The sequence below is a fragment of the Mesorhizobium sp. M4A.F.Ca.ET.022.05.2.1 genome (genome assembly GCF_003998845.1).
Lineage (GTDB): Bacteria > Pseudomonadota > Alphaproteobacteria > Rhizobiales > Rhizobiaceae > Mesorhizobium.
In genome coordinates this window covers 1-6,614 of the sequence record NZ_RZOJ01000334.1, presented here as the reverse complement: position 1 = coordinate 6,614, position 6,614 = coordinate 1, and the positions used below count along the sequence as shown (strand labels likewise).

Annotated in this window: 4 protein-coding genes; 1 reads left to right on the top strand and 3 read right to left on the bottom strand. The window is 62.8% G+C overall.

The annotated features are described in order from the left end of the window. Nucleotides 1-111: 111 nt before the first annotated feature. On the top strand, nt 112-627 hold the full coding sequence (locus tag EN745_RS26640) for a CAP domain-containing protein (protein ID WP_127406362.1): 516 nt from the start codon (nt 112-114) through the stop codon (nt 625-627). 7 nt (nt 628-634) lie between these two features. On the opposite strand, the gene EN745_RS26635 is transcribed toward EN745_RS26640, so the two are convergent. The 3 genes from EN745_RS26635 to EN745_RS26625 form a co-directional block, all read right to left on the bottom strand. Further along, nucleotides 635-3,298 carry an EAL domain-containing protein gene (locus EN745_RS26635; RefSeq protein WP_245487844.1) on the bottom strand — a complete coding sequence of 888 codons (2,664 nt, stop codon included), beginning with the start codon at nt 3,296-3,298 and terminating at the stop codon, nt 635-637. 386 nt (nt 3,299-3,684) lie between these two features. Next, nucleotides 3,685-5,217 carry a DHA2 family efflux MFS transporter permease subunit gene (locus EN745_RS26630; RefSeq protein ID WP_127422637.1) on the bottom strand — a complete coding sequence of 511 codons (1,533 nt, stop codon included), beginning with the start codon at nt 5,215-5,217 and terminating at the stop codon, nt 3,685-3,687. Between the two features lie 337 nt (nt 5,218-5,554). Continuing rightward, nucleotides 5,555-6,614, bottom strand: a 1,060-nt coding sequence (locus EN745_RS26625; protein WP_145992143.1) for an HlyD family secretion protein, incomplete at its 5' end; no start/stop codon positions are given.

The following is a 6,614-nucleotide window of genomic DNA, read 5'->3' as shown; positions in this document are numbered from 1 at the left end:
CCGGATGGGCAAAGGTTCGCCCGCCGCGAAAGCCGCCTAGGACCAGGCGCGTCGGGAGATTTTCGTCGCCCTGCCCGGCAAAAGCCATGATCGCCATTATGTCAGGCGGGCATGACCGTTGCTAGAATCGAAACCCACCAGATCCCGGACCTGAACAGGCGCCTGCTGCTCAAAGGCGCTGGCATAGCCGCTTTGGCCGGGCTCGCCGCATGCTCGACCACTGTGCTGCCGACCGGAGAAGGCGCCGGGGTCTCCTCCTCCGCCACCGGGACGCTCGCCGGCATCCGGTCTTCGGCCGGGCTGCCGCCACTGGCGGCCGATGCGCAGCTCGAACAGGCGGCGCTGCAGCAGGCCGGCTATATGGCGTCACGTGCCCGCATGAGCCACACCACCGGCTGGGGCAAGGACTTCGCCTCGCGCATGAAGGACAACGGCGTACGCGGCGCCGCAGGCGAGAACATCGCCGAGGGCCGCTTCGACCTGCAGAAGCTGTTCGACATCTGGATGCATTCGGACGGCCACCGCCGCAACATGCTCGACTCGGACTTTTCCCGCTTCGGCCTCGCCTATGTGCGCGACGGCCGCGATCCGAGCCTGCGCTACTGGAGCCTCGTGCTCGGGAGATAGGCCTCGCCTATCCCTGTTTTGTCGTCAGAGTTCCCGACGCCGGAACGCCTTGGCCGTCATCCGCCACGCTCGCCGTGTGGAGCAGTTTCTCGATGCCCTGGGCAGAGACCGGCTTGCTGAAATGATAGCCCTGCATTTCATCGCAATTGTTCTTGCGCAGGAAGGCCACCTGGTCGTCTGTCTCGACGCCCTCGGCAATGACCCTAAGATGCAGATTCTGACCCAGTGAAATCACGGCGCTGGCGACAGCCTGATCGTTCTCGTCGGCGGCGAGATCCTTGATGAATGACTTGTCGATCTTCAGCCGCGCCACGGGAAAGGTCTTGAGCGCGCTGAGGCTGGAATAGCCTGTTCCGAAATCGTCGATCGAAATCTGAACCCCCAGGCTCTGCAAGGCGTCCATCGTCGCGACCGCCAATTCGACGTCCTGCATGATAAGGCTCTCGGTTACCTCGAGCTCGAGATGCCTGGCCTCCAGGCCGCTGTCCGTCAGCGCGTTCACGACACGGCCAATCAGGTTCGGTTCCCTGAATTGCCGCGCCGAGACGTTTACGCATACGGTCAGGGGTGGCAGACCGGCATCCTGCCAGGCCTTGTTCTGCCGACAGGCTTCGTGCAGGACCCAGTCGCCGATCGGTACGATCAGCCCGGTCTCCTCGGCGGTCGGAATGAACGTGTCCGGCGCCACCATGCCTCGCGTCGGATGCTTCCAACGCAGCAAAGCCTCGACCGCAAAGACGTCTCCTGAGCGAAGATCGACCTGCGGCTGATAGAGCAGAATGAATTCCGAGCGAGCCAGGGCATTTCGCAACTCCTCCTGAAGCAGGAATTTCTCATGCGCCCTGGTGTTGAACTCGGGAGCGTAGAACTGGAAATTGTCGCGGCCGAATTCCTTCGCGCGGTACATGGCAGCATCGGCATTGGCCAGCAGCTGATCTGGATTCGTCCCATCCTTGGGATAGTTGGCGATGCCGATGCTGGCCGTCGCCCTCAGCCGATGCCTTCCCAGATGAACCGGCTCCGCGATCGCTGCCCGGATCTTTTGCAGGGTCTCGGAGATCAGATCGACATTCGTCGGCTGGTCGAACAGGACTATGACGAACTCGTCGCCGCCAAGCCGCACGACTGTGTCGGTCGGCCTTACGCATTCGACCATGCGGTTGGCGACGGTCTTCAGCAGTACGTCGCCGGCGTTGTGGCCGAGCGTGTCGTTGACGAGTTTGAAATTGTCGAGGTCGATGAACACCACCGTCACCCAGCGATCGTACCGCTGCGCATAGAGCAGAGCCTGCGAGAGCCGGTCCTCGAGCAGAGCGCGATTTGGAAGCCCTGTCAGCACATCATGGTTGGCCATGAAATGAATCTGGTCTTCAGCCAGTTTGCGCTCGATGGCGATCCCTGCAATCCGTGTCGTGAAGTCGATCAGCCGCGTTTCGGCCTCGGTCGGTTCGCGCACCGTCATCGAATACATCGCAAAGACACCGAGCACGGCGCCTTGATGCGATAGGATCGGGGTCGACCAGCAAGAACGATAGCCGAAGGGCGCCACCACCTGACGGTATTCTTCCCAAAGCGGGTCCTGCATGATGTCCGCGACGATGACCGGCTCCCGCCGGTAGACGGCGGTGCCACATGATCCAACCTTAGGGCCGATGGCGATCCCGTCGATGGCATCGGTATATTCTTTCGCCAGGCTCGGCGCGCCGCCGTGCCGCAAATGGCTGCCGTCCTTGTCGAGCAGCAGGACGGAACCGAATATCCCCGTCAACTGCGACTCGACGAGGCGCATCAGACGGTCGAGCACGTCTTCGAGCAGGGCGCTCATTGCGATCATTTCCAGGATATGCGCCTGCCCGTCCCGAAGGACGTCCGCCTGCTTGCGTGCGGTGACATCGTGAGCGATGCCAACCAGTCCGATGACGTCATTCTGGGCATTGCGCAGCGGCACCTTTGTCGATGACACCCACTTGCCGGCGCCCAATGCATCGACAATGAACTCTTCCTTGTCGATCATTGGTTGCCCGCTGCTGAGCACGTTCTGCTCCACAGCGCGAAATTTCCGAGCAAGTTCCGGGGCATGGAGATCAAAATCGGTCAAACCGACCATGTCGCTGGTCTTCTCCCTTCCGCTGTCGAGCGCGAGAGCCCTGTTCGCCACGATGAAGCGGCTTTCCGTGTCCTTGACCCAGAGATAGTCGGGCACCCAGTCGATCAGCGTTTGCAGCGAGATGCGCTCAGCGGCGATCTGTTGATTGGCAGCGAGCGCCGTAATGTCCTCATGCGTGGCCACCCAACTGCCGTCGGGCATAGGCTGGTGGCAGACCTGAATTGTCCGACCGTCGGCGAGGTTGGCGGTCCATACTCTTGGTGCCGTGCCCGAATTGACGGAGCGGGCCAATGCAAGATAGGCGTCGGCATCGGTCGCGGAGGTTCCGACAGCGACGCGAAGTGCGACGATTTCCCGGAGCGTTAGCCCCGGCCGCAATTGCTCAGGCGCAATGTGGTAGATTTCCGCATAGCGGCGGTTGGACAGGATCAGCCGTTCACCGGCGTCGAAAAAGCAGATGCCCTGCGAAACGTTGTCGATCGCCGTCTCAAATCGCAGCGCCTGCCCTTCGAGCGATGCGATCCTGGCTCGAAGATCGCGCTCAAGCGTTTCGTATGAAGCCATCGTCAGCTTTGCCAGCGCCGCAAGATTGGCCGACTCGGGTGCTTCGGCGGCTTTCCTGGATGATTTCGTGCCCAAACAGAGTTCCTCCAGTTTGGTGCCGGCGCAAAGCAACACGGCTCGCCTTCAACCCAAAAGCGACCGCATCGTGATCGATATATACTAATGGTAGGTGAACCGGGAGCGGTAGGTTGTGTCTATCTGAAAATCCTGGCGCTGTTCCCTAGCCACGATTTTTTGAGTCCCGGATGCAGGCGCGGCCGCTACGCCGCGCCGGTCAGAGCAGTTTAGCGTCTGGTAGAACCGCTGAACTGGTCTGACTATTTGTTTGTACGCAATTCCGGACGGAAAACCGTTTCACACTTTTCCTGGAATTGCGTCAGCAAACGTCAGTCCATATGCGCTGCTGACGCGCCGCCCGCCGGCGCCGCCTTCGGCTTGCGCAGCAGGAAGACGAACGGAATGGCAAGCAGCGTCATCACCATCAGGATTTTGAAATCGTTGACGTAGGAGATCATCATCGCCTGGATGTTGACCAGCCGATCGATCTGCGACAGCGCCGTCGGATCGCCGCTCGCCGCCGCCGGCGAAGCGGCCCAGAGATTTGGGTTGAACGGGTTGATGAAGGCCGAAAGCTCGGTGTGGTTGATCTGGGTGTTGCGCACCATCAGGACCGTCACCACCGACACGCCGATCGAGGAGCCGAGATTGCGCACCAGGCTGAACAGCGCGGTGGCATCGGTGCGGTAGCGCGCGTCGAGCGTGGCGAAGGCGACCGTCGACAGCGGCACGAACACCATTCCCATGCCCAGCCCCTGGATGACGCCGGAACTGAGGATGAGCCAGTTATCCATCTGCGGCGAGAAGCTGGACATGGTGTAGAGCGATTGCGCGGTCAAAAGGAAGCCGATGACGACGAGGATGCGGGCGTCGATCTTGCTCATGAGCCGCCCGACGACGAGCATCGAAATCATCGTGCCTACGCCGCGGGGACCGATGACGACGCCGATGGTCATGGTGGGATAACCGAAGATGGTCGACAGCATCGGGGGCAGCAGCGACATCGAGGCCAGGATGAGCACGCCCATGACGAAGATGAACGCCAGGCCGGTCACGAAATTGCGGTCGAGGAAGATCTTGGGATCGATGAACGGGTGCTCGGCCGTCACTGTGTGGATGGTGAACACCCAGAAGCCGGTGATGGCCAGGCCGAGCTCGATCCAGATCTCGACCGCGGAAAACCAGTCGACCTCGCCGCCGCGATCCAGCATCAGCTGCAATGCGCCGACGCCGAGCGATATCATGGCGAAGCCGAAGAAATCGAAGCTGCGCACCCGCCGGGCAACGGCCGGCAGATAGGCGGCCATGCCAAGGAAGGCGAGGATGCCGACCGGCAGGTTGATGAAGAACACCCAGCGCCAGTTGAAATTCTCGGTCAGCCAGCCGCCCAGCGTCGGGCCCAGGATCGGCCCCAGCATGATGCCCGCGCCCCAGATCGCCATCGCCTGGCCGTGGCGCTCCTTCGGGTTGATGTCGAGCAGGAAGGTCTGCGACAGCGGTACGATCGCGGCACCGAACACGCCTTGCATCAACCGGAACAGGACGATGGTCTCGAGGCTCCACGCCAGGCCGCACAGCATGGAGAAGATGGTGAAGCCGACGACGGCCGTCAGGAACAGTTCCTTGCGGCCGAGGCGGTCGGCCAGCCAGCCGGTGACCGGCGTCATGATCGCGGCGGCGACGATGTAGGAGGTCAGCACCCAGTTGATGTTGTCCGGCGAGGCGCCGAGATCGCCGGTCATGGTCGGCAGCGCGACGTTGGCGATGGTGGTGTCGAGCGCCTGCATGACCGTCGCCAGCATGAGCGCGACCGTGATCAGGCCGCGGTGCGGCACGTCTCGAAAGGGCTCTGGGCTGCTCATGATGCCAATCTTCCAGCAGGTAACAAAAACGTGTACACGAAGGTTTCCGGGCGGCGAGGCCTTGGAGAGACCCTCATCGCGGTGGGACGCGACTATCGATGTGGGGGTTACATCGACCGAGCGTCTCGTTTGTACGGGCGCCGCCGCCCGGAAACCTGAGGACCGAAGGATCCCATGCCGAAGGATCGGAGGTTTCGATCAAGCCGCGACGCGGCCGGGTCCAACCTCTCCTTCCCACTCCTCCCACGGACCAATCCCCTGCCATTCACATCCACCGCCGGTCCGGCGGGCTTCCCGGCATTGTTCAACCGGCCGCCAAGGCGCCCGGCATCGTCTTTTACTCAGTCGCCTCGCCGGCCGTGGCGTGGCCGAAGATCTTCGGCAGGCCGCGCGCAACGCCTGTGTCGACGGTGACGGTGGCGCTCATGCCGGTGCGCAGCGCTATTTTTGCGTCAGGATCGGTCAGTTCCAGGCGCACCGGAATACGCTGGGTGACCTTGACCCAGTTGCCGGTGGCGTTCTGCGCCGGCAGCAGCGAGAACTCCGCCCCGGTGCCGGCGCCGATCGCCTTGACGGTGGCCTCGAAGGTCTTGCCCGGATAGGTGTCGACGATGATCTCCGCCTTCTGGCCCGGCTTCATGTGGGTAAGCTGGGTCTCCTTGAAATTGGCGTCGATCCAGGTGTCGCCGGTCTCGACCAGCGTGAACAGTGGCGTGCCGACGGCGACATACTGGCCGGGCTTGAACGAGGAAGCCTGGCTGATGACGCCATCCGCCGGCGCCGTGACCGTGGTCTGCGCCAGGTCATAGGCGGCCTTGTCGCGCGCGGCGAGCGCTGCCATCACCGTCGGGTGCTTGTCGGTCTCGATATCCGGGTTGCCGCCGAGTGCCGCCTTGGCGCTGATGATGCCCTGCTCGGCTACCGCGAGCTGCTGCCTGGCCTTGTCGAGGTCGTTCTTCGCCTCGTCCAGCGACGATTTGGCGTTGATGCCCTTCTGGGCAAGGTCGGCGGCGCGGTCATATTGCGACTGCGCGTAGGCGACTTCGCTGGTGTCGGACTTCTCCTGCGCCATCGCCTGGCTGTAGGCGGCGCGCAACTGCTCGACATTGAGGCGCGCGGTGGCGACCGCCGCGTCGGCCTGGGCGAGCGCGATCCGGTAGGATTCGGGATCGACGGCGAACAGCACGTCACCCTGCTTGACGAGTTGGTTGTCGGCGATGCCGACCTTGACGATGCGGCCCGCCGTGTCGGACGCGATTGACACCTTGGCCTGCTGCAGGTTGGCGTTCTCGGTCTCCTGGTAGCGGCCGCCGGTAACCCAGACGTAAGCACCGCCGGCAAGCAGCGCCGCGGGCAGCGCGACCATCAGGAGAAAACGGCCGGCTCGGCGCTTCTTC

Excerpts from the sequence above, each read along its gene's own strand:
- EN745_RS26640 (WP_127406362.1), top strand. The coding sequence starts at position 112 with ATGACCGTTGCTAGAATCGAAACCCACCAGATCCCGGACCTGAACAGG.
- EN745_RS26635 (WP_245487844.1), bottom strand. The coding sequence starts at position 3,298 with ATGGCTTCATACGAAACGCTTGAGCGCGATCTTCGAGCCAGGATCGCA.
- EN745_RS26630 (WP_127422637.1), bottom strand. The coding sequence starts at position 5,217 with ATGAGCAGCCCAGAGCCCTTTCGAGACGTGCCGCACCGCGGCCTGATC.